This window comes from Paenibacillus arenilitoris, from assembly GCF_014705655.1.
Lineage (GTDB): Bacteria > Bacillota > Bacilli > Paenibacillales > Paenibacillaceae > Pristimantibacillus > Pristimantibacillus arenilitoris.
This window is the reverse complement of record NZ_JACXIY010000006.1, coordinates 125,723-146,808: the sequence shown is the minus strand read 5'-3', so window position 1 is coordinate 146,808 and position 21,086 is coordinate 125,723. Positions and strand designations below refer to the sequence as shown.

The following is a 21,086-nucleotide window of genomic DNA, read 5'->3' as shown; positions in this document are numbered from 1 at the left end:
TTTACCATACGCGCGCAAGAGCCTTCCACTTTTGTCATGGCCTGACAAGCTCCGGCATAGACTAGCCATAGCTTATATAAACTGGTGGGGTGATCCTAATATGTCCAAAGTGTTTATCGTTAACAAAAGGCATATCCAGCTCGCGATCGTCGTCGCGGCACTCATCGTTCTGGCGGCCGTCTACTTAAGCTGGAGCCAGTCGCGCACGGTCGGCGGACAAGCCCGGGAAGCCCGAGTCATCCAGCTCGTGACGGGCGAATTCAAAACGACGACGGCAGACGGCAAGGAGCTCGAGGTATACCGCTGGGACCCGGGAACCATACACGTGGAAAAAGGCGAGCTCATCGAGCTGCAAATCAGCGGCGTGAACGGCAGCAGCCATCCTTTCGTCGTCGAAGGGCTCGGTCTCCGCGGCGAAGTGACGAAGGGGAAAACGACGACCGTCCGATTTTCGGCCGATAAAGAGGGAACCTATCCGATCCAATGCCTGACACACACCGATATGCGCCATGGCGGCCCGATGGTCGGCTATATCGTCGTGGACGAATAAGCTTGTTAAGTTCAGGCTAGTGACCTCCTCTTCCCTATGCGCATACATATGGGGTAGAGAGGAGTCGGTTACCGTGAAAGCGAACGAGCAGAAGCATACCGCCGGCCTTCCGACCGCACGCAAAATTCGCAGAGCCTGCAGCAACGAATTGTACCGCACCGTCAAGCGGATGAAGGTATGGATTCCGAAAGAGAAGATCGAGAAGGCCGAATCGATCTACTACAAGAAGGTCATTCCGAATTTGATCTGGATCTACGAGAACCGGAGCAACCGCAAGCTGCAGGCCGACTGGTGGGAGGAGAACGTCAGCGCCGAGATCGCCGAGCTGTGGGAGGTTGACCGCGCGGCGCTGTGCGCGGCATTCCGCGATGCGTACGGAGGATAAAAGAAAACCTGGCTGCCGGCGCAGCCAGGTTTTCTTTTACTGATCGTCGACCTCGACGAGCCGGTCGCAGGACACCGTCTTCGTGTTGACCGGGTTGTTATTGACCATGACGGTAGCCATCCCGTTCGATTCGTCAACGTTCTCGATCCACACCGAATCCTCGTCCAGCTTCACCTTGTGCGTTCTCTCCGAATTGTAAATTTCCATCGCGCGTGCCGTTTCCATTGCGATTATCCTCCCAAATCCCTATTCTGTATTCGCGGCTTCTGTCTATTTTGTTTCCCGATCCATCGTATCGGTGGTCGATTCGTCGATCAGACCGTTCTGCATCGTAACATTGCCGCCGCCCAAACCTTCGTTGACCATTCTGTCGATATCCATAAAATAGTCGTCTCTGCCTTCATTTTTCGGCTCGGCCGATGTAGGCTTAACTTGTTCGTTCGTATCGGTCATTGTCGTCCTCCCGTATGAAAGCTTTGTATTCGATCGGCTTAAGCGAAAGCCATCACGTCAAATATGCCCGAAAAGGCGGCGCGTCATGCATCGGTCACAGCAGCGGCGAGAGGATGTGCACGATCGATTCGGCCGTCTTCTGACGCCGCGGCCTACGCTTGAACGCTTCCGGCGACAGCTCCCGGCTGTTCGCCAAATCGTCCATAAAGTCCCGCTCCAGCCGCCTGATCGCCGCTTCGTCGAACAGCACCGCATTAATTTCGAAATTGCTGTACAAGCTGCGCATGTCGACGTTCGCCGTGCCGAGCGTCGCAAGCATTTCGTCGACGATCATCACTTTGGCGTGAACGAACCCCTTCTCGTACCGGTACACCTTCACTCCGGCTTCGAGCATAGCCTGTATGTAGGATAGAGTAGCCAGGAGGACAAGGCGGGAGTCGCTTCTCCCCGGAATAACGAGCCGGACGTCGACGCCGCTGAGCGCGGCCGTTCGTAGTGCCGTCATGAGCGACGGATCGGGAATGAAGTACGGCGTTGTCACGTAAATCCGGCTTCTGGCCGCCGTGATCGCCGCGAACAGCACGTCTCTGATCTGCTGGTCGTTATGCCCGGGCTTGCTTGACACGATTTGAACCCGTTCTCCTCCTTCGCACCGATGCGCAGGCATATAGGCTTCGCCTTCAAGCTTCTTCTTTGCCGCGAATGCCCAATCATTCAGGAACAGTTCCTGCAAAAAATAAACGGCGTCCCCTTCGAGCCGCAAATGCGTATCGCGCCAAAAGCCGAGCTTCGGATCTTTGCCCAAATACTCGTCTCCGATGTTGATGCCGCCGATAAATCCGACCAATCCGTCGACGACGACGATTTTACGGTGATTGCGGAAGTTGAGCCGCCTGTCGAAAAAAGCGAGCCGAGGCGGCAGGAAGCAGCTCGTTTGCACTCCCGCCGAGCGCAGCTTTTCCACGTATGCGTCGCTCAAGTTCATGCTGCCAATACCGTCGTAAATGACGCGTACTTGCACGCCGTCGCGCGCCTTGCGCACAAGCAGCTCCTGGAAGCGGCGGCCGATCCCATCGTCCCGGATCGTATAATAATCCAGGTGGATATGATGCCGAGCTCCCTCAAGCGCCAGCAGGATGGCCTCGAACGTTTCCTTGCCGTTCGTCAGCACCTTCGTCCGATTTCTGGCTGTAATCGGGAACGGAGCCAGAGCCGTCAGCATCGCGAACAGCTTCTCCTGCTCCGCGAGCTGCGGATTGCCGGCGTTCCCGGCTTCCCGTACCTGATCCGACCTGCCGATCGCCGCTTCCATCGCCTCCAGCCGGTACCTGTCGATGCGCTTCCGTCTTGTAAACTCGCTGCCCAGAAAGACATAGGCGACAAAGCCGATAATCGGGCATACGAAAGCGATGAACAGCCAAGCCGTCAATTGCGCGGGCTTGCGATGCTCGAGCCAGAGGATGACGCCCAATTGCGCAATATATAGGCAAAGCGCGGCTAACAGCCAGATGAGCCACGTCCCCATGTCCGATCACCTCTCCTCCCGTATCCCGATGCAGATTGCAGGTTTCTCTAGTGTGAGCTAGTCGGTGGGGCGGTATGCAACATACAAAAAGCCCGTCCGATTCTTCACGAATGGAACGAGCTTATCTAGCCTGTTGTTTGCTTATCGTTCCGCCTGCAGAAGCTCCGCCAGTCTTATTCTCGAGCTGCTTGAAGATGGCTCGGTGCATGACGAATCGTTTGCTTAAAAAAGCCGGCAATCGGCGGTAATTCATGCCGAGCTTGTAGCCGATCAGCTTCGCGCCTGCTTCCCCGATCAGCTTTGGAACGAGAAACCACCTGCCGGCGCGCATAAGCTCCAGCAACTGAAGCTTCACCAGCTTGGAGCCTGCCTTGCCAACGGCGCTATATGGAATAATCCATGTATTCAAGCTCATCGATACGCCGTTATCGAAATATCTTCTGAACTGCTGGCTGATCGAGTAATCATGCGAATGATAAACGATGGCTTCCGCGCAATAAGCCGTGCTGTAGCCGGATAGAATACATTTAGCCGCCATGAACAAATCCTCATTGAAAATGACGGGCTCCTGAAAACGCCCCATTTCCTCGAAAACGTCTCGCTTAATCGCCGAACAAACGTTGGAGCAGAAAAACGTTTTGATTCCGAGCGTCTCAATATCCTCATAAGACTTGATTTCCGACTGACCAGGGTAATTGTGCTCCCTCGCCAGCCGTTCAAGTACGTTCGCGTCCGGTCTTGCCAGCTGTCTGGCATAAGCATATACGACCTTCTCGCTAGAAATAAGCGGCTTCGTTAGTTGCTCGATAAGCCTGTCATCATAGGGAAGCGCATCCTGCGTCATGAACATCAGGATGTCGCCTTCCGCATGCTCTGCCGCACGATTTCTCGTCCCGCCATGGTCGAACTCGCTGCGCGCAACGGATAAGAGCCGTACTCCCGCTTCCCGGGCTCTATCCTGCGTTCCGTCGATAGACTCCGAATCCATAATGATGATTTCATGAGGCCGGACCGTCTGCCGTTGCAATCTTGCGAGAAGCTCGGTCAACTCGGCTCCGGCATTTAATGTAGGAATGATGACGGACACTTTAGGCGTTGATCCGTTGTCAGTAAGCATTTTTGTTGATCAAGCCTTTCAGTATGGTCTTAAAAATAATTTTGATATCGAATAAAAACGTCCAATTCTCAATGTAAAAAATATCGTGCATGATGCGGTCCTGAATCGACGTGTCGCCGCGCAAGCCGTTCGTCTGCGCCCAACCCGTAATGCCGGGGCGGATCTGATGCTTGATCATATATTTCGGAATTTCTTCCTTGAACTGATGAACGAAGTAAGGCCGTTCCGGGCGCGGTCCGACGACGCTCATATGTCCGAGCAGCACATTGAAGAACTGAGGCAGCTCATCCAGGCTCGTTCTACGCAGGAAGGCTCCGAACCGTGTACGCCGCGGATCGTTCTCCACCGTCCATTGCGTATCGGACACCGCATCCGTGGACACATGCATCGAACGGAATTTGTACATCGGGAACGTCTTGCGGTCAAGCCCCATCCGTTCCTGTTTGAACAAAATCGGGCCCGGAGAAGTAAGCTTTAAGCCGATTATAATAAAGAGCATAATTGGAGAAGTTAAAATAATGGCAAAGATCGAGAATGCAATATCGAACCACCGTTTCAAAATCCGGTTGCTCAGCTCGTCAAGCGGCACGTCGCGAACGTTGATGAGTGGTATGCCCGCAAAATTATCAAAGAAAGGCCGGGCCGGCAGCAGGTCGAAGAAATCGGGAATGATCAGCGTCTTGACGCCGGACTGCTCGCAGGTTTCAATAATTTCCGCATATTTCGCGTGAGCCTCCAGAGGGAGGGCGATAATGACTTCGTCGATCGGGTTTTTGTTCAGTTTTTTCTTCAAATCATCCAGTCTGCCGATAATCGGCTTGAGGTCGCCATGCTCGGGGGCGTGCTCCGTCTGGTAATCGTCAAGGAAGCCTACAACCTCATAGCCAAGCTCCGGGTACAGTTGCAGATTGGTATAGAAGCTTCTGCCGACCGAGCCTGCCCCAACGATGAGCACAAACCGTTTATTGTAGCCGCGGCGGCGGAACGAGGAAAGGGTAGCCTTCACCCAGTAGCGGTACGTCGCGATCGCGATCACATTCAACGCGAAGAAGATCGCGAGAAATTCCCGGGAAATATGTACCTCTCTCGTAATAAAGAACAAGCTGAGCAGCCCAAGGAAGCTGAACAATTGGATTTGAACGATTTTGATAATTTCATGGGAAAAATTTCTGCGCCGCTTCGGCGAGTAAAACTGCAGGTAGAAGCCAACTAGCACGGCCGAGAAGGAATAAATCGTGCCCCAGAGCAGATAGGTCGAGAATGGCACCGAATTAATGCTCGGAAGCACCCCGCTGTAAAATTTAAGCCAATAGGCTGCCAGGAACGCAATTAATGTGACAAGCAAATCCGCAAGCATATATAATTGCGTCAGAAACCTTTGGTTTTGTCGAAGCATATCTCCGATCTCACCTGCATTCTCTTATTTTTCGACTCTATTTGCATTGTATCAAAAGTAGTTTTAGAATAGAACCCCATATATTGCCACTTAAATAAAAAATGGTTAAATTTATCGGTTATGACTATTGGACAATCGCGCTTTATTTATTATCCATTTCCGTTTGCGAAGCATGCTTGGCAGGGACTTCATAATAAAAGGCCAGCACGCCAATAGACCAGGCTCTCGTAAAACGATATACCCCAGCTTAACGGCTTCCGATACCAGAATGAGCGGGATCGTTAAGAAGGAGTGCAATCCGAATGTTTCATTTTTGATCAAAGTGAAAAAGCGATTCTGATAAGAATGCCTACGAACGAATAGAGGCATGCTGCCTCGTCTACCCTTTTTCCAGCCGCGGTGATGCGTCGCCAGTGCGGTCGCTACATAATAGGAAGTCCAACCGAGCTTTCGTGCGCGCCATGCCACATCGACGTCTTCCTTATAAGCAAAAAACTGCTCGTCAAAAAACTGCCCCTCGAACTCGATATGCCTTATCATGGCGCTGCGATATACGGCTGCGGCTCCGGATACGCCGAACACTTCCTTTGACTCCATCCAGTCCGCCGCCGGTTCGCCGGCTGCCAGATCATAGCCCTGCCTGTTCCGCTTCATGCCGATTCCGGCGCTGTCCATAATGCCTGGATGATCGGCAAGCACAAGCTTTCCTGTCGCGCTTCCGACTTTCGGATGCCGCTCCATGAAGGCGATCGTTTCGGACAAATAGTCCGGCGACAACGTAACATCCGGATTCAGAACGAGCACATAGTCGGAACGGGTTTGGCGGATGGCCTGATTCTGGCCGCCCGCAAACCCGTTGTTTACCTTGTTCGCTATGAAATGAACCTGATTGCGATAGGGTGTTATTCGCTCTGCGATATCGTCGGCAGATGCATTATCGATCACGATAATTTGTTGGACCGGGCAAGTCTGCATCAATACGGCGTTCAGACATGCCTCAATGTCATTCGCGCTGTTATACGTGACGATACATACACTAACCGTTGGCATAGCTTCTATCACTCGCTGTCTTTGAGATAATGGTTAAGCGCTTCTCTCCATGACCGTAGCATGCGGAAGCCATTGCTTCGGATCGCGGTGTGATCCATAACGGAATAGGCCGGCCTTGGGGCAGGCCTCGGGAAATCCGCAGTCGAACAAGGATCGAGACGAATCGTTATGCCGCTGTCCTCGAAGATGGCTTTTGCAAATTCGTACCAGGAGCAAATTCCGCTATTTGATGCATGATAAACGCCATAGCGGTCGGTCGCTACTAGTTCCAATAGAAAAGCAGCCAAATCATACGTATAGGTCGGTGAGCCGATTTGATCGGAAACGACCTTTAATTGATCGCGTTCGCCCGCCATTTTCAGCATCGTCTTCACGAAGTTATTGCCGTACTTTCCGTATACCCATGAGGTACGTACGATATAGTAACGATCATGCAACGTTTGAACCATTAACTCGCCCGCAAGCTTGGACTTCCCATAAACCGTCTGTGGATTGGTTTGGTCGTATTCGTTATAAGGCGACGAGCCTTTGCCGTCAAACACATAATCGGTACTAATGTAGCAGAACTTCGCTCCCGCTTCGCGCGCGGCAATGACCACGTTCCTTGTTGCAGCGGCATTCACGCGAAAAGCCTCGTCCGGCTCGGACTCGGCTTTATCAACGGTGGTATAGGCCGCGCAATGGATGACAATGTCAGGCTGATGAAGCGTAATAACTTGTCGGCATTGTTCGATGCTCGTAATATCGAGCGTCTCTCGGCCGAAGCCAATGATATCCGCGGCATCCGTCTCCCACTCCGTTAGCTCGCGTCCGAGCTGACCGTTCGCTCCGGTAACGACAATTTTCAGCTTTGACATCAGTTGCTCGCCTCCAGGCGCTCCTTATACTGCAGATCATAATATTGCTGATAGGAACCCGACACGACCTGATCCATCCACTGCGCGTTGTTCAGATACCATCGAATCGTTTCCTTAATGCCGTTCTCATAGTCGTACTTCGGCTGCCAGCCCAGCTCATGACGGATTTTGTCCGCATCTATCGCATACCGGCGGTCATGTCCGAGGCGGTCCTTGACGTAAGTGATAAGCGACTCGGGTTTTCCGAGCTCTTCAAGGATCGTACGTACAACCTGCAAGTTGTTCCGTTCGTTACGGCCGCCTACGTTGTAAACCTCGCCATTTTTCCCTTTGTGGAGTACCAGATCGATCGCGCTGCAATGATCCTCCACATACAGCCAATCGCGCACGTTCAGTCCGTCACCATAGACAGGGAGTGGCTTGTCCTGAAGCGCATTTTGGATCATCAATGGAATGAGCTTCTCCGGGAATTGATAAGGACCGTAATTATTCGAGCATCGCGTAATATTCACATTCAAACCAAAAGTCTCGTGATAAGCGCGTACTAGCAGGTCAGCCCCCGCCTTACTAGCGGAATAAGGACTATTAGGCGCGAGCGGTGTTTCTTCGGTGAAAAGCCCTGTCTCGCCTAGCGTGCCATAAACCTCATCCGTCGACACTTGCACGAACTTATTGACGCTATATTGCTTAGTCAAATCCAACAGCGTCTGCGTGCCGAGAATATTCGTCTTTACGAAAATATCCGGCTGCAGGATGCTCCGGTCCACATGCGATTCGGCGGCAAAGTTAATGACGGCATCAATGCCGGTCTGGAAAAGCGGCTCCAGCGAGCTCCGTTCGGCAATGTCGGCCTTAACGAACTGATAGTTGGAGTGATTCTCAACGGACCGCAAATTCTCAAGGTTACCTGCGTAAGTCAGCGCATCCACATTAATGATTTCATAATGCTGATATTGGTTGATCATATATAAGACAAAGTTGCTGCCAATGAAGCCGGCCCCGCCGGTGATAAGTAATTTCATAAATCTAGCTCACCCTTCATATACAAAGTTGATTTCCGCCTCGGCCAACACGGGATGCTTGGCATCCTTGTCCGACAAGACCGGATTCGATGTCGGCCAGTTGATTCCGAGAGCAGGGTCGTCCCAGGCGATCCCCCGGTCGTGCTCCGGCGAGTAAAGAGCATCAACTTTGTATTGTACTTCGCAATTAGGGACAAGGGTACAAAAGCCGTGTGCAAAGCCTTGCGGAACGAGTAACTGTCGTTTGTTGGATGCACTGAGGATAAACCCTTGCCATTGGCCGAATGTAGGTGAGCCTTTGCGGATATCAACAACAACATCAAATATTTCTCCGGCTGTTACTCTTATAAGCTTTGTTTGACCCTTAGGTTCAAGCTGAAAATGCAGACCTCGTATTACATTTTTGTCGACAGATAACGAATGATTATCTTGAACAAATTTATAGCTTAGACCATGTTGAAAAAACTTTAGTTCATTGTAACTCTCCATAAAGTAACCGCGATGATCTCCGAAAACTTCAGGTTCAATCATCTTCACTCCAAAGAGATTGGTTCCATTAACTTTCAACGAATTCACCGCCGATTACATTTTGAATTTGCCAAATTCCTCTCCGTAAATAATGTCTTTTGCAAGCTCATTAGCCCTACTGTACGAAGAGAGTGTACCAGCATCTGTCCACCAATTGTTCAACACATCATATGTCAGATCATTTGTTTTGATATATGCATTATTAACATCCGTAATCTCAAGTTCTCCACGGCTAGATGGCTTTAGCTTCCGGATGATATCGAAAACTCGACTATCGTACATATAAATCCCTGTAACCGCAAATTTGCTTTTGGGATGCTGAGGCTTCTCCTCAATCGAAATAATATTACTTCCACTTAACTCAGGCACTCCGTATCTACCTGGATCGTGTACTTCTTGAATGAGAATTTTTGCACCACTGTCCTGATCGCAATACTTTGAGACAATACTTGAGATGCTGTCAGCAAATACATTATCCCCTAAAATAACTACCATTCGGTCATTACTAACAAACTGCTCCGCCATGCCTAGAGCTTGTGCTATTCCACCAGCTTCATCTTGAACTTTATAGGTAAAAGTAAGGTCAAAGTCTTTACCACTACCAAGCAGATTGACAACATCACCCATATGGTCTTTTCCAGTTACAATTAGAATATCGAAGATACCCGCTTCTTTCATCTTTGCAATTGCGTGGAATATCATAGGGTATTTTCCGACAGGGAGTAGGTGTTTATTAGTAACCTTAGTTAATGGATAAAGACGAGATCCTGTTCCTCCTGCAAGGATGATTCCTTTCAAAAAAAATCCTCCAATAAAAAGTTTTTATCATCGATACATAAACTTGATTAGATAATCCAATATCATTTTTACTGATTGTTCTTTTGAATAGTGCTCAGTATCAATAATTATCTCTGGATTTAGAGGTTCTTCATAAACAGAAGAAATTCCTGTAAAATCATTAATCGCACCAATTCTTGCTTTTTTATATAATCCCTTAGGATCTCGTTTTTCACATTCTTCGACACTACATTTAATATATATTTCAATAAAATCTTCTTTATTAAACATATTACGTACCATTTCTCTATCTTGTTGATAAGGCGAGATAAACGCTGATATAGTTATTACTCCAGCATCAACGAATAACTTACCTACTTCTCCAACTCTTCTTACATTCTCTTTACGATCTTCTTCACTAAATGTTAGATTCTTATTTAATCCTAGTCGAATATTATCACCATCTAAGATAAATGAACGTATCTTTCTCTTATGAAGTTCTTTCTCAACTTCTATTGCAATTGTAGATTTACCAGATGCAGATAATCCTGTCATCCATATCATGAAACTTTTGTGTTGATTTAATTGATTCCGATCCTTCCTTGATACTGCTCCTTCTTGCCAATATAACAGTTCTCTTGAATCCATTTTTGCCCTCCTTGATGATTCATTAACTATGGACCCTATCAAACTTGACAATTAACTTTGAGAAAAGATAGTTAAGTAATACAATAATTTATTATTTTGATAATATTTTTAATTTCCTTATTAGTAGCATGAATTTCCCTTCTATTTCTAGATAACCATTTTGAAAAAAATTCAATCACATTAATATTACACTGATTAAAATCAATATTAAATGACATATGATCAGTATAATTTACAGAAGCATCACTAAAATCCAAATTCACTCCCGTTAAACTTCTTTGCAATAAACCAATATACTTATTATATAATTTAGATTTTGATAACTTATCGATATCGATAACTAGATCAACCTGATTATAAGATTCTATCATTGTAAATATATATATATGTAAAAAAATTTCGTATAATATCTCATCACTTAATTTTTGTTGCCTATAAAAATTCATCAACTCTGACATGTCATTTGAGTTTAATTGAGGGATTCCATAATAATTTCGAACACATATAATATACTTGTTCTCTTTCACCAGACCCATTAAAAGTAAATAAATAATTATAAAAGCATCATTGTCATTCTTAATTTTTTGCTGATAACCCGATAACCACTGTTGTATAGGATTTCTCATAAGCAGAATATGTACTGCATTTGGAAACATCTCCCTCATCCACCTCGTTCTTCCTGTGGATCGGCAAAAACCTAGGACAGGCTTTTGCTGTGAAGCAATTGCTGAATCAAGTAGTCTTTCAATATAAAACTTTTGTTCAATTAATTCTTCATTATTCACAAAAAAATTACTATATGAAAAATCATTCTTAAATCCTTCTACACCTCTTATTTGAATCAAAGGTAAATATTCCGAAAAGTATGGTCTAACTAATTCTGGATGTTTCGATTCCCAGGATTTATGAGTTAATAGTTCGACTTCTGAATGCGATATCGTATTTAATATCTCATGAAATGGTTCATAATATGCTGTAATATATGAATGTGATCGATATTTATTCCATAAATATGTGCTGGAAGTCCTCCAGCTGCTATGAAGAAATATTGGTTTTAAATTTTTCTTTGTTTTCAACATCTTTCAATTTTCCGATAAAATTGTATTGTATAGCTTGATATGTTCATTTGCTATTGTATACATTGAGTTTTTTTCTGCATATTCATAGCTTGCTTCTCTCATTCTATTCAGTAGCACTTTATTTTTCTCTATTTCTAAAATAGAATCAACCAATAGTAATGCTTCAGTACTAGGAAATATTTTAATAGCTTTTGTTTGTTCTGCTATACCTAAAAATGCAGAAATATCTGATGCAACAACTGCATTTGACATCGCAAAAGCTCTTGATATCGCTGCACTCGCAGATAAACCGACTTCAAGGTAAGGAGCTAAAACTAAATCAGCGGCTATTTGCCATTCATCAATCTCTTCTTCACTAAGAAATCCTGTAATAATTACTCTGTCCCTGATATTATATCTATGTGCAAGTCGTAAAAGCCTTTTCATATATTCATTACTATCTGGATTTAATGGATGTGAGCCTCCAGCAATTATTAAAATATATTCAGGAGGTAAATTGGACAATGCATGAATAGCAGTTTCATGACCTTTGTACGATGAAACAAATCCAAATAACACTAAGAGTTTTTTTCCTAGAAACCCCTTTCTTGCTTTAGCTTCGAGTTTATCGGCTAAAGATATTTTTCTTACCCCTGGGATCCCCAGTGGTAAAATTTTGATGTTCCCATTACCATTAGAGCTTTTATAAATTGTATATGAGTCATCAGAATGGATAATAAATCGGTTTACTCTATTTGAAATATAATTTAACATTTTAATATATGCCCAATACTTACTATACTTAAATAGCGGGTTCCTTCTTATTAATCCTCCACTTTTTTCATGTAGTACATAATCTGGAGATATAAGATCAGGAACAATAGAGTGCAGCGAAATCACGACTGGAAGAGTAAGATTCTTTAAGAAGTTATATAGATTAAAATGATAATAGAATATCTTCCTCCCCCATAGACCATACTCGTGTTGTATGTGTACGATATCATATCTAGTATTTAGCTCTAATGCAATCGTCTTATAGTATTTAGACTGTTCTAGTATTCCTCTACTTCTTATAACTGATAGCTTAGTTTTAATGATATCGACTTCACAGTTTTCACCAAACTCACTTGTTACATAATTCGCATGAGTTGTAATTCCACATTGAGGATTATCAGATACAATCATTGCAACTTTCAATATATTTCCCTCCGGCTAGTTATCTATTCGATAAGATTTTTATATTTACTAATCACTTCATTCGGTGTTCCATTTAATATTAATGATCCGTGATCTATTAATAAGGCGGTACTGCAGTGTTTTTCGATAAAACTCATATCATGAGTTATTACAACCATTGTTGTACCTATGTCCCTGAGTTTATTTAAATGAGCTTTACATTTAATTTGAAACTCCTCATCTCCAACCGCGAGCGCTTCATCGATTATCAATAAATCTGCTTCTACATGGGTAGCTACTGAATAACCTAATCTCATTTGCATTCCAGATGAGAAGGTTCTAATTGGTTGATTAACCCTATCTTCTAAATTAGCAAATGATAATATCTCGTCGACTTTTAATTCTATTTCTTTTCTAGTTAATCCTAATAACATTCCGTTAAGAAAGATATTTTGCTTAGCAGAAAGTTCAGGATGAAATCCAGCTCCAAGTTCAAGTAATCCTGCAACTCTTCCATCGATTTCAATCTTCCCAGTCGTCGGATACGTAACACCTGCAAGTAGCTTAGCAAGTGTGCTTTTACCTGATCCATTTCTCCCGACTATCCCTAAAGTTTCTCCTTTTTTCAAAGAAAAACTAATATTTTTCAACCCTGAATGTTTTGGAATAAAATTCATTTTTTTATTAAAAAGCTTTTTAGGCATATTAAGCAAAGTCGATTTAAGAGATTCACGATTTGTAGCTATTAGCGGAAAATCTTTAGTTACATCTTTCACATTAATTACAACTTGGTTATCACAATCCATTTCGCATCCCCTATAATTACTAATTATTAAATCAGAGCACTCAAAGTTATAACAAACATTAAAGTACATTTTTTATAGTAACTCAGAAAAATCCTTCTGAATTTTATTATAGATAAAGTATCCAATTAACAGGAAAAGTAATGAGAACAAAAATGGTATTAACAAATAGGGCACAGGAGATTCATTAAACAAAATAATACTTCTCCATCCTTCTATCAATCCCGTGAATGGATTAAGTGAAACAAATTTTTCTATTGATTCCGGGACGTTTTCGATACTGTAACCGATCGGAGTAAAGAAAAACAAGATAGATAGCATTGTCGTAATAATATAATCGAGATCCCTATAAATCACATTGGCAGATGAAACTATAAACGAAATTCCAAGCATTAGTAAAAATTGCTGAACTAATAAGACAGGAATGTAAATTACCCAATTTAACCTCGGAAAATATCCATTGAACAACATAAATATCACCAATATTAAGAAACAAAGTAAAAAGTGCACACCTGTTTGGACAATAGTTGCCATTGGTAGAATTGATCTATTAAATTTAACCTTCTTAACAATGCCTGTATTTCCAATTACTGAACCACATGACTGTGCGATTCCAGATTGAAGCCAAACCCAAGGAAATAGACCCGCTAATAAAAAAATAAAGAAATTCGGTATTTCAATCTTCGAAATATATTTAAAAACATAGTAGTATGTCCCCCCCAAAAAAAGAGGTTGTAGAAGGGTCCAGAAGAAACCAAGGTAAGTATTATTATATCGAGTTACCAGGTCTCTCTTTGCTATCATCCATAATAACGAAAAGTCATGCTGATACTTTTTGAACAATCTAAACTCCTCATTTCTCCCTTAAAAATTCCAAAATATCCTTTAAAGTTTGTTCTAATTCATATGAAGGTTTCCAATTAGTAAGTTGAATTAATTTAGAATTGTCGCCTACTAAGTATGGAATATCTAAAGGTCTAAATTTACTGGGATCTATCATTATATCGATATCTACCCTGGATAGGTTAGCTAATTTTTCCAAAATACTCTTTATCGATACCCCTTTTCCAGAACAGACATTAACATTAAATCCATACTCACTCATTGGTGTGCTCACTAATAAGTAGTATGCTTTTACAATATCTCTTACATCAGTAAAGTCCCGATAAGCATTTAGATTTCCAGTATATACAGTACTCTCTCTAAGTCCCCGTTCAATTTCAATAATTTGTTTTGCGAAATCAATTACTACAAACCCATCTTTTTGATTAGGTCCAATATGATTGAATGGTCGAACGTGAATTATGTTCAGCTTATATGCATCATAATATTGTTTTGCTAAAAGTGAAACTGTCGCTTTTGATATACCGTATGGAGAACTAGGATTTATTACATCATATTCGGTAATTAATTTATTCCCCAAAAGTTCTTTACCATATTCTTCAGCTGAACCTACTGAAATAATTTTCATCTTTTGCACCTTATTACTTTTCCTTACCGCTTCAAATAAATTAATTGTGGTGATGATATTACTTTCAATTGTCTCTTGTTTGTTTTCCCATGAGTATTTAACATTACTTACTCCTGATAAGTGGAATATATAGTCTGGTTCCACTTCATTTAACAAAGACAAAATTTTTTCCTCTGATTCCAAATCAATTTTCACGATACTAACTTTTGATTCCTTCGACAAGTATGGGGAACTATGTCTGGTAGTTCCCCATACTTCAATATTTTTATCTATGAGTAGATTAGCTAAATGCCCGGCCACAAATCCTGATATCCCAGTTATTAGTGCCTTCAACTATTATCACCTCAATCTTTTCAAATCAGCGTCAACCATCATTTTTATCAATTCTTCAAAACCAACCTCAAGTTTCCAGCCAAGCTTATCTTTCGCTTTTGTACAATCACCTAGCAACAAGTCCACTTCAGCAGGACGCACAAACTTTGGATCGATAACAACATATTCTCTCCAGTTTAAACCTGCGTGGCCAAATGCAATTTCAACGAGTTCTTCAACTGTATGAGTCTCTCCTGTGGAAATAACAAAGTCATCTGGTTTGTCTTGCTGCAGCATCAGCCACATAGCTTTTACATAATCACCCGCAAAGCCCCAATCACGCTTTGCATCAAGATTTCCCATTCGAAGTTCATTCTGCAATCCCAGTTTAATCCTTGCAACAGCATCCGTTACTTTTCTTGTTACAAACTCTACACCACGGCGAGGAGATTCATGATTAAATAAAATTCCGGAGCAAGCAAACATATCAAAGCTCTCTCTATAGTTTACTGTAATCCAGTGACCGTATAGTTTCGCTACGCCATATGGACTCCGCGGGTAAAACGGTGTTGTTTCCTTCTGCGGCGTTTCGACTACTTTACCAAACATTTCGCTGCTGGATGCTTGATAAAATCTTGCTTCTGGTCTTGTCAAACGAACTGCTTCTAGCATATTCGTTACACCGATTCCGGTAGATTGACCCGTAAGGACAGGCTGAATCCAAGAAGTACCGACAAATGACTGTGCTGCCAAATTATAAACTTCATCTGGATTTGATACACGTACTGCTTGAATAAGCGAGCCTTGATCCAACAGATCTCCATCGATAAACTCAATCTCATTTTTGATATGTTCAATGTTTTCCAATATAGGGACGCTTGTTCTTCTGCGCAGGCCAAAAACTTTGTATCCCTTTTCGAGCAATAACTCTGCTAAATACGATCCGTCTTGCCCTGTAATCCCTGTAATAAGTGCATTTTTTGTCATGTAAATTCGTTACCCCTTTGTATGATTATAAATATTGTTCAAGCTTCTGCATACGTAATTCTTTTAGCAGCAGCTTTACTTCCTGCGCCTTTTCTTTGGTACAAATTAAAGTTACATCTTCTGTGTCTACTATAATCAAATCTTCTATTCCTAAGGTTGCAATCAATTTTCCATTGCTCTCTATGATACACCGTTTTGTATCCAGATTGAGAATATTACCTTTGATAACATTCCCATTCTCGTCCAGTTCATCGATTCGTTCTAATGCAGTCCAGCTACCTACATCATCCCATCCGAATAAACATGGAATAACGAAGATATCTTTAGCTTTTTCCATTATCCCATAATCGATGGATTGATCCGGCATCTTAATAAATTCCGTTGCGATAATTTCATTTTGATCAGATTTTCCGAATGCGTATTTCATAGTTTGCAATATATCGTGCATTTCTGGCATAAGCTCTTTTATATATTTTCTAATAACTGCAGTTTGCCATATGAAAACCCCGCTATTCCAATAATAATTCCCAGACTCTAAATAGGCTTGTGCCTTTTCGATATCGGGTTTCTCGACAAACTTATTTACTCTATATACGTTAACATCATTGACAGGCTCATTAACTCCAGTACTTTCAATATATCCGTACCCTGTCTCTGGATATGCAGGTTCAATGCCTAATGTGACTATATTTCCATTATCATTAGCGACTTTAACAGCAGTTTTAAGAATCTCAATAAAACCTGTGTCATTCTGAATAATATGATCGGAAGGCATGACAATCATGGTGCTATCCGGATATCTTTCTTCTATTAGAATCGAAGCAAGTCCAATACAAGGAGCTGTATTCCTCCCGACTGGTTCGATAATAATGTTTTCATGTGGCAAATGAGGAATCTGTGCTTTAAGTAACTCTGCATACAGCTCATTGGTAACAATAAAAATCTTACTAATGTCGATTAGCAACTCTAGTCTCTCAATCGATTGTTGAATCATAGATTTGTTTCCTGAAATATTTAAAAATTGTTTGGGTAAGTTAGTTCGGCTTTTAGGCCAAAACCGCTCCCCTTTTCCTCCTGCCATTATTACGCAAGTAATTGTCATATTAACCTCCAGCATTCCATATTTTAATATACTCGAGGCGCTTCTTTACTAAATGCCCCACTTTTTGAGGTGAGAATTCTAATTTTATAGTCTGCTCGCCATTCTTCGAAATCTTATTTCGATAATCAGTATCCTCCACTAATCTTTTCATGTAGTAACTCGCATGGGATACATCAGGTTCAGCCCAAATCTGATATGCTTCATATGGACCATATGTACTGCCTAGTGAAACTAATTCATAGTTTACAGGACATGAGTTATTATGGTTCATAAAATCTGTATTTGAAGACCAATTTGTACCTATAGCTGGTTTACCAAGATACATGGCTTCTGCCAATCCAAGTCCAAAGCCTTCACTGCGATGTAAAGAGATATAACAATCAGATGTTACTAAAAGCGCATTAACATCGTTTCTTGATAATACCTCTTTAATTAAATAAATATTTCGATAGTCTCCAATAATCTCTTCAAGCTGTTTCATTTCTTTTAATTCCGCATGATTTATATTAACCTTAACGATCAACCCGACAGTCATATCATCTTTCTCGAAAGCTTGCTTAAACGCTTCTATTGAAGCTTGCGGATTTTTACGTTCTTGATAACTCTTCACATCGTACATCGTTAAGAACAGGAATGTATTTGCCTCAGGAAGTTTAAAGTAAGATCTGCTTCGCGGTTGTTCTATCTTAACCTCAATCCCATGCGGAATACGCACAACCGGCACAGGGCTTTTTAACGAGATAGCCTTAGCAACAAAATTGGAAGGCACCCAAATCTCATCAACAAAATTGAAGTTTTCCACCCATTTCTCCGGAAAATCCGGAAGTTCCCAATGCCAGTAACCGATATTATATCTTTTATTGAAAATAGAACTTCCGTAATGAGCATAGATCTCCAACATTTGCTCTGCGTTAATATGAAAAACATTTACATCATATAAAGGCTCTTTTACTTCTTTATGAGCCCAGGAATGGTCAGACATCCTTGCATCATTGGTCCCAGTAAAATTAATAATTCCAAAAGGAATATCTGCTGCCGATAATGATCTAGCAGCAATTCTGCAGGATTCGCCTATTCCCATTTCAGCTCTTGCATATCCAACTAAATTCATTCCTTTAGCTTCAATATGCGTTTGCACTCTTTTATTCTGCTCAATAGGAAAAGCTGATTTTAGCAATTTTTTCTTCACCTCCTGCATCATATGTGCAGGGATGAATAAAGACGCTACTTTTTTTGCTGGAATTGCCATTCTATACAAGCCTCTAAAAATCAGTTTCTTGATTCTAACCACCGCCACAACTACTTTACTTAATAAATTATGTTAAATCCACCCTAGCTATCTTACCAAAAATCCCCCCAGAATAACACCACAATCTCCTACCAAAACCGAATATTTTGTAGAATTCTAGTACCTCTAGTCCCATTTCGACAAATCCCAATGTCTACAGATTTGTAAACTCCATACAATTTTATCACTCAAACTTATAGCATTCCATACTCTCATTTGCTAAAATACACAGAGAACAACTAGTTTCATATACACATACATATGGATGGGGAGTATTTACGAATGAGTACACGAAAGAGTTCAAGCAGCAGCAATTCGCCCTTGGAAGGGGATTTTCCGCTCTTCAGATGGCTCGGTACGATTGGGATCGCGCTTTTTCTTATTATTTTCCCCTACGATCGAGGCTTGTTTAACGGCTATGAACTTGGTTTCGAATCGGCGATTTATGGCGCGGTTATTTACGGTTTTGTGCTGCTTCTCGTTATAGCCGCCTTGTTGTTCCGCAGCTGGCGGTTGAATAGCTATGCCAGTATTTTGTCGATTGCTGTCATGGCGCTTCCTATTATCTATTGGCTCGCTTCTTTCCAGGCCGTATCGGACTACTACGCGAAGTTCATGACGCTGATCTTCTTTCTGCTCGCTGCCTTGTTCGTAGCCGGCCTTTACTTCGCACAATCGAACCAATCGCGCAAAATCATTGAACATGCGTTGATGCTCTCTTCTTATATCGTCGTTTTGTTCGGATTACTTAATTTGTTCGGCCAGGTTTATTCTCGCGACGCTTTGTGGCTCGCGCATGATGGATATCGCCTAACTTCCGTATTCCAATATTCCAACACGTACGCTGCGTTCCTTGCCGCTCTGTTTCTCGTCAGTCTGTACTACGCCGTGCATTGTATCCGGCCTTCCGCGCGAATCATACATGCGGCGATGCTCGTTCCCATCTGGATCTCGTTCATGTTCACTTATTCTCGCGGCGCTATCGTCGTTATCCCGGTCATGGTGCTGATCTTGATGCCTTTCCTGCGCTTGACGAAGCAAATCGCTTATATCGCATTTATGGGGCTCTCCGTCATTATATCTATGGCTATTCTCGGAAAACTGACGGTTAATGCCGATGAGATCGCGAAGCTCGTTCAACCAACGGCCGAGAAAGCGCAAAGCCCGATTTCTCTCTTCAGTTCGCTGCCGCTGCAATGCTGGGGATTGCTTCTTCTGGGCATCGCCGTTACAACCGGGCTTATCATGCTCTACCATGCCAAGGTCAATGCCTTCCTGGAATACAAGCTGGAGAAGCTTTCTTCTCGAAAATGGTCATTCGCGGCCGTTCCCGGACTCATTATTGTTGTTACGGCAGCCGCCGCGGTCATCCTACTGAGCAGCAGCGCGATTCGCGGAATGCTGCCTGACAAGATTGCGTCCCGGTTCGAAAATATTAATCTTCAGCAGCACAGCGTGCTTGAACGATTTACGTTTTATAAGGACGGCCTTCGGGTCGCTCAGGATTATCCGCTTCTTGGAGGTGGCGGTGGGGCATGGCAAGCGATGTACGAGCAGTATCAGAACAACCCGTATTGGAGCCGGCAGGCGCACAGCTTCTTCGTTCAAGTGCTCGTCGAGACCGGTTGGATCGGTTTAATCGCCCTGGTCCTGTTTCTAGCCTTCGTCTATTACATATATATCCGTTCCTTCATCCGAAATCCGGACCGAAGAGGCAGCCATATCGTCTTCTTCATCCTGTCGTTGACGCTTTTGATCCACAGCGCGATCGATTTCGATATGAGCTACGTCTTTATAAGCGCTCTCGTATTTCTGTCGCTCGGCTGTATGATCGCGCCGTTTAAAGACAGGCTGATTATCGAACGCTTCGATAAACCGGCAAGCCAACAATGGCATCGATTCGCCTATCCGTCCGTACTGGCTGTTCTATCCATAGTTCTTCTGATCATGACGGTTCGCGAGACAAGCGCCATTCAAAAATATGACAAGGCGTTCGACTTGGCGGTCAAGCAAACGCCGCTGAACGAGCTTCTCGATGTTTTGAACGAAGCCGTCAAGGGTTCGCCGAAGCATACGGCATTCGCCCTTACGAAAGCCGATTGGCTTCAGCAAGGCTATGCGCAAACCAATGATCAGCAGATGCTCACAGAGGCGCTGGAGTCGCTTGAGCAAGCCAAAGCCTACGACCCGTACAACCGCAATATTATCAAAGCTCAGTATAGTCTGTTGCAGAAGAACGGACAACTCGAGGAATCGCTCAAGGTTCTGGATGAAGGCGTGACGAAATTCCCTTGGGATATTAACATGTATGACGCATCCATCACCTCTTACGCCGCGGCTGCCAAAGCTGCTGCGGACAAGCAAGATGACGCGAGAGCCCAACAGTATAAAGACCGTATCCAAACCCTGTCTGACGAAGTACAGCGGAGAATCGACCAGCTTGCCGCGCTTCCTCCGGAGCAGCAGCAAGGCCGCGCCTTCGCCTTCACACCGGCCATGGAGCAGGCGCTTGCCGAACTGGCCATTGCCAAAAACGAATAAGACACAAAGCGTTTCTGACGCTTTCCTCTTAGACTGCTAA

At 43.5% G+C, this 21,086-nt stretch carries 22 protein-coding genes; 3 read left to right on the top strand and 19 right to left on the bottom strand.

The annotated features are described in order from the left end of the window. Positions 1-100: 100 nt before the first annotated feature. Complete coding sequence (locus IDH41_RS05245) at positions 101-550, top strand: cupredoxin domain-containing protein (protein WP_190858946.1); 450 nt, start codon at positions 101-103, stop codon at positions 548-550. 73 nt (positions 551-623) lie between these two features. Next, complete coding sequence (locus IDH41_RS05240) at positions 624-935, top strand: dehydrogenase (RefSeq protein WP_190858944.1); 312 nt, start codon at positions 624-626, stop codon at positions 933-935. Between the two features lie 36 nt (positions 936-971). On the opposite strand, the gene IDH41_RS05235 is transcribed toward IDH41_RS05240, so the two are convergent. From IDH41_RS05235 to IDH41_RS05145, 19 genes are all read right to left on the bottom strand, one after another. Then, on the bottom strand, positions 972-1,160 hold the full coding sequence (locus IDH41_RS05235; protein WP_190858942.1) for an H-type small acid-soluble spore protein: 189 nt from the start codon (positions 1,158-1,160) through the stop codon (positions 972-974). A gap of 45 nt (positions 1,161-1,205) precedes the next feature. Next, complete coding sequence (locus IDH41_RS05230) at positions 1,206-1,388, bottom strand: hypothetical protein (RefSeq protein WP_190858940.1); 183 nt, start codon at positions 1,386-1,388, stop codon at positions 1,206-1,208. A gap of 94 nt (positions 1,389-1,482) precedes the next feature. Further along, the gene (cls, locus tag IDH41_RS05225; protein ID WP_190858938.1) at positions 1,483-2,913 is read right to left on the bottom strand and encodes a cardiolipin synthase; all 1,431 of its coding nucleotides are present in this window, start codon (positions 2,911-2,913) and stop codon (positions 1,483-1,485) included. 121 nt (positions 2,914-3,034) lie between these two features. Beyond that, on the bottom strand, positions 3,035-4,000 hold the full coding sequence (locus tag IDH41_RS05220) for a glycosyltransferase family 2 protein (protein WP_190858936.1): 966 nt from the start codon (positions 3,998-4,000) through the stop codon (positions 3,035-3,037). A gap of 19 nt (positions 4,001-4,019) precedes the next feature. Further along, entirely contained in the window at positions 4,020-5,426 is a 1,407-nt protein-coding gene (locus IDH41_RS05215; RefSeq protein WP_190858934.1) for an undecaprenyl-phosphate glucose phosphotransferase, read from the bottom strand. 111 nt (positions 5,427-5,537) lie between these two features. After that, entirely contained in the window at positions 5,538-6,476 is a 939-nt protein-coding gene (locus IDH41_RS05210) for a glycosyltransferase family 2 protein (RefSeq protein ID WP_190858932.1), read from the bottom strand. A gap of 8 nt (positions 6,477-6,484) precedes the next feature. After that, entirely contained in the window at positions 6,485-7,324 is an 840-nt protein-coding gene (gene rfbD / locus IDH41_RS05205) for a dTDP-4-dehydrorhamnose reductase (RefSeq protein WP_190858972.1), read from the bottom strand. A gap of 8 nt (positions 7,325-7,332) precedes the next feature. Beyond that, positions 7,333-8,355, bottom strand: a complete 1,023-nt coding sequence (gene rfbB, locus IDH41_RS05200) for a dTDP-glucose 4,6-dehydratase (RefSeq protein WP_190858931.1) — start codon at positions 8,353-8,355, stop codon at positions 7,333-7,335. 9 nt (positions 8,356-8,364) lie between these two features. Continuing rightward, a complete protein-coding gene (rfbC, locus tag IDH41_RS05195; RefSeq protein ID WP_190858929.1) occupies positions 8,365-8,922 on the bottom strand; it encodes a dTDP-4-dehydrorhamnose 3,5-epimerase in 558 nt (185 codons plus the stop codon). Between the two features lie 15 nt (positions 8,923-8,937). Next, on the bottom strand, positions 8,938-9,681 hold the full coding sequence (locus IDH41_RS05190; protein WP_190858927.1) for a sugar phosphate nucleotidyltransferase: 744 nt from the start codon (positions 9,679-9,681) through the stop codon (positions 8,938-8,940). 27 nt (positions 9,682-9,708) lie between these two features. Then, positions 9,709-10,308: an adenylyl-sulfate kinase gene (gene cysC / locus IDH41_RS05185; RefSeq protein ID WP_190858925.1), complete on the bottom strand. Its 600-nt coding sequence runs from the start codon at positions 10,306-10,308 to the stop codon at positions 9,709-9,711. A gap of 71 nt (positions 10,309-10,379) precedes the next feature. Further along, positions 10,380-11,387, bottom strand: a complete 1,008-nt coding sequence (locus tag IDH41_RS05180; protein ID WP_190858923.1) for a hypothetical protein — start codon at positions 11,385-11,387, stop codon at positions 10,380-10,382. Between the two features lie 3 nt (positions 11,388-11,390). Then, positions 11,391-12,563: a glycosyltransferase gene (locus tag IDH41_RS05175; protein WP_190858921.1), complete on the bottom strand. Its 1,173-nt coding sequence runs from the start codon at positions 12,561-12,563 to the stop codon at positions 11,391-11,393. 23 nt (positions 12,564-12,586) lie between these two features. Then, complete coding sequence (locus IDH41_RS05170; protein ID WP_190858919.1) at positions 12,587-13,348, bottom strand: ABC transporter ATP-binding protein; 762 nt, start codon at positions 13,346-13,348, stop codon at positions 12,587-12,589. Positions 13,349-13,420: 72 nt separating this feature from the next. Next, on the bottom strand, positions 13,421-14,149 hold the full coding sequence (locus IDH41_RS32110; protein WP_223829466.1) for an ABC transporter permease: 729 nt from the start codon (positions 14,147-14,149) through the stop codon (positions 13,421-13,423). A 49-nt stretch (positions 14,150-14,198) separates the two neighbouring features. Continuing rightward, positions 14,199-15,149, bottom strand: coding sequence for a GDP-mannose 4,6-dehydratase (locus tag IDH41_RS05160; protein ID WP_190858915.1), 951 nt, complete (start codon positions 15,147-15,149; stop codon positions 14,199-14,201). Positions 15,150-15,155: 6 nt separating this feature from the next. Further along, positions 15,156-16,115, bottom strand: a complete 960-nt coding sequence (gene gmd / locus IDH41_RS05155; RefSeq protein ID WP_190858913.1) for a GDP-mannose 4,6-dehydratase — start codon at positions 16,113-16,115, stop codon at positions 15,156-15,158. 25 nt (positions 16,116-16,140) lie between these two features. Beyond that, the gene (locus IDH41_RS05150) at positions 16,141-17,217 is read right to left on the bottom strand and encodes a mannose-1-phosphate guanylyltransferase (RefSeq protein WP_190858911.1); all 1,077 of its coding nucleotides are present in this window, start codon (positions 17,215-17,217) and stop codon (positions 16,141-16,143) included. Between the two features lies 1 nt (position 17,218). Beyond that, a complete protein-coding gene (locus tag IDH41_RS05145; protein WP_190858909.1) occupies positions 17,219-18,466 on the bottom strand; it encodes a glycosyltransferase family 4 protein in 1,248 nt (415 codons plus the stop codon). A 321-nt stretch (positions 18,467-18,787) separates the two neighbouring features. On the opposite strand from IDH41_RS05145, the gene IDH41_RS05140 reads away from it, so the two are divergent. Next, the gene (locus IDH41_RS05140) at positions 18,788-21,046 is read left to right on the top strand and encodes an O-antigen ligase family protein (RefSeq protein WP_190858907.1); all 2,259 of its coding nucleotides are present in this window, start codon (positions 18,788-18,790) and stop codon (positions 21,044-21,046) included. Positions 21,047-21,086: the final 40 nt, after the last annotated feature.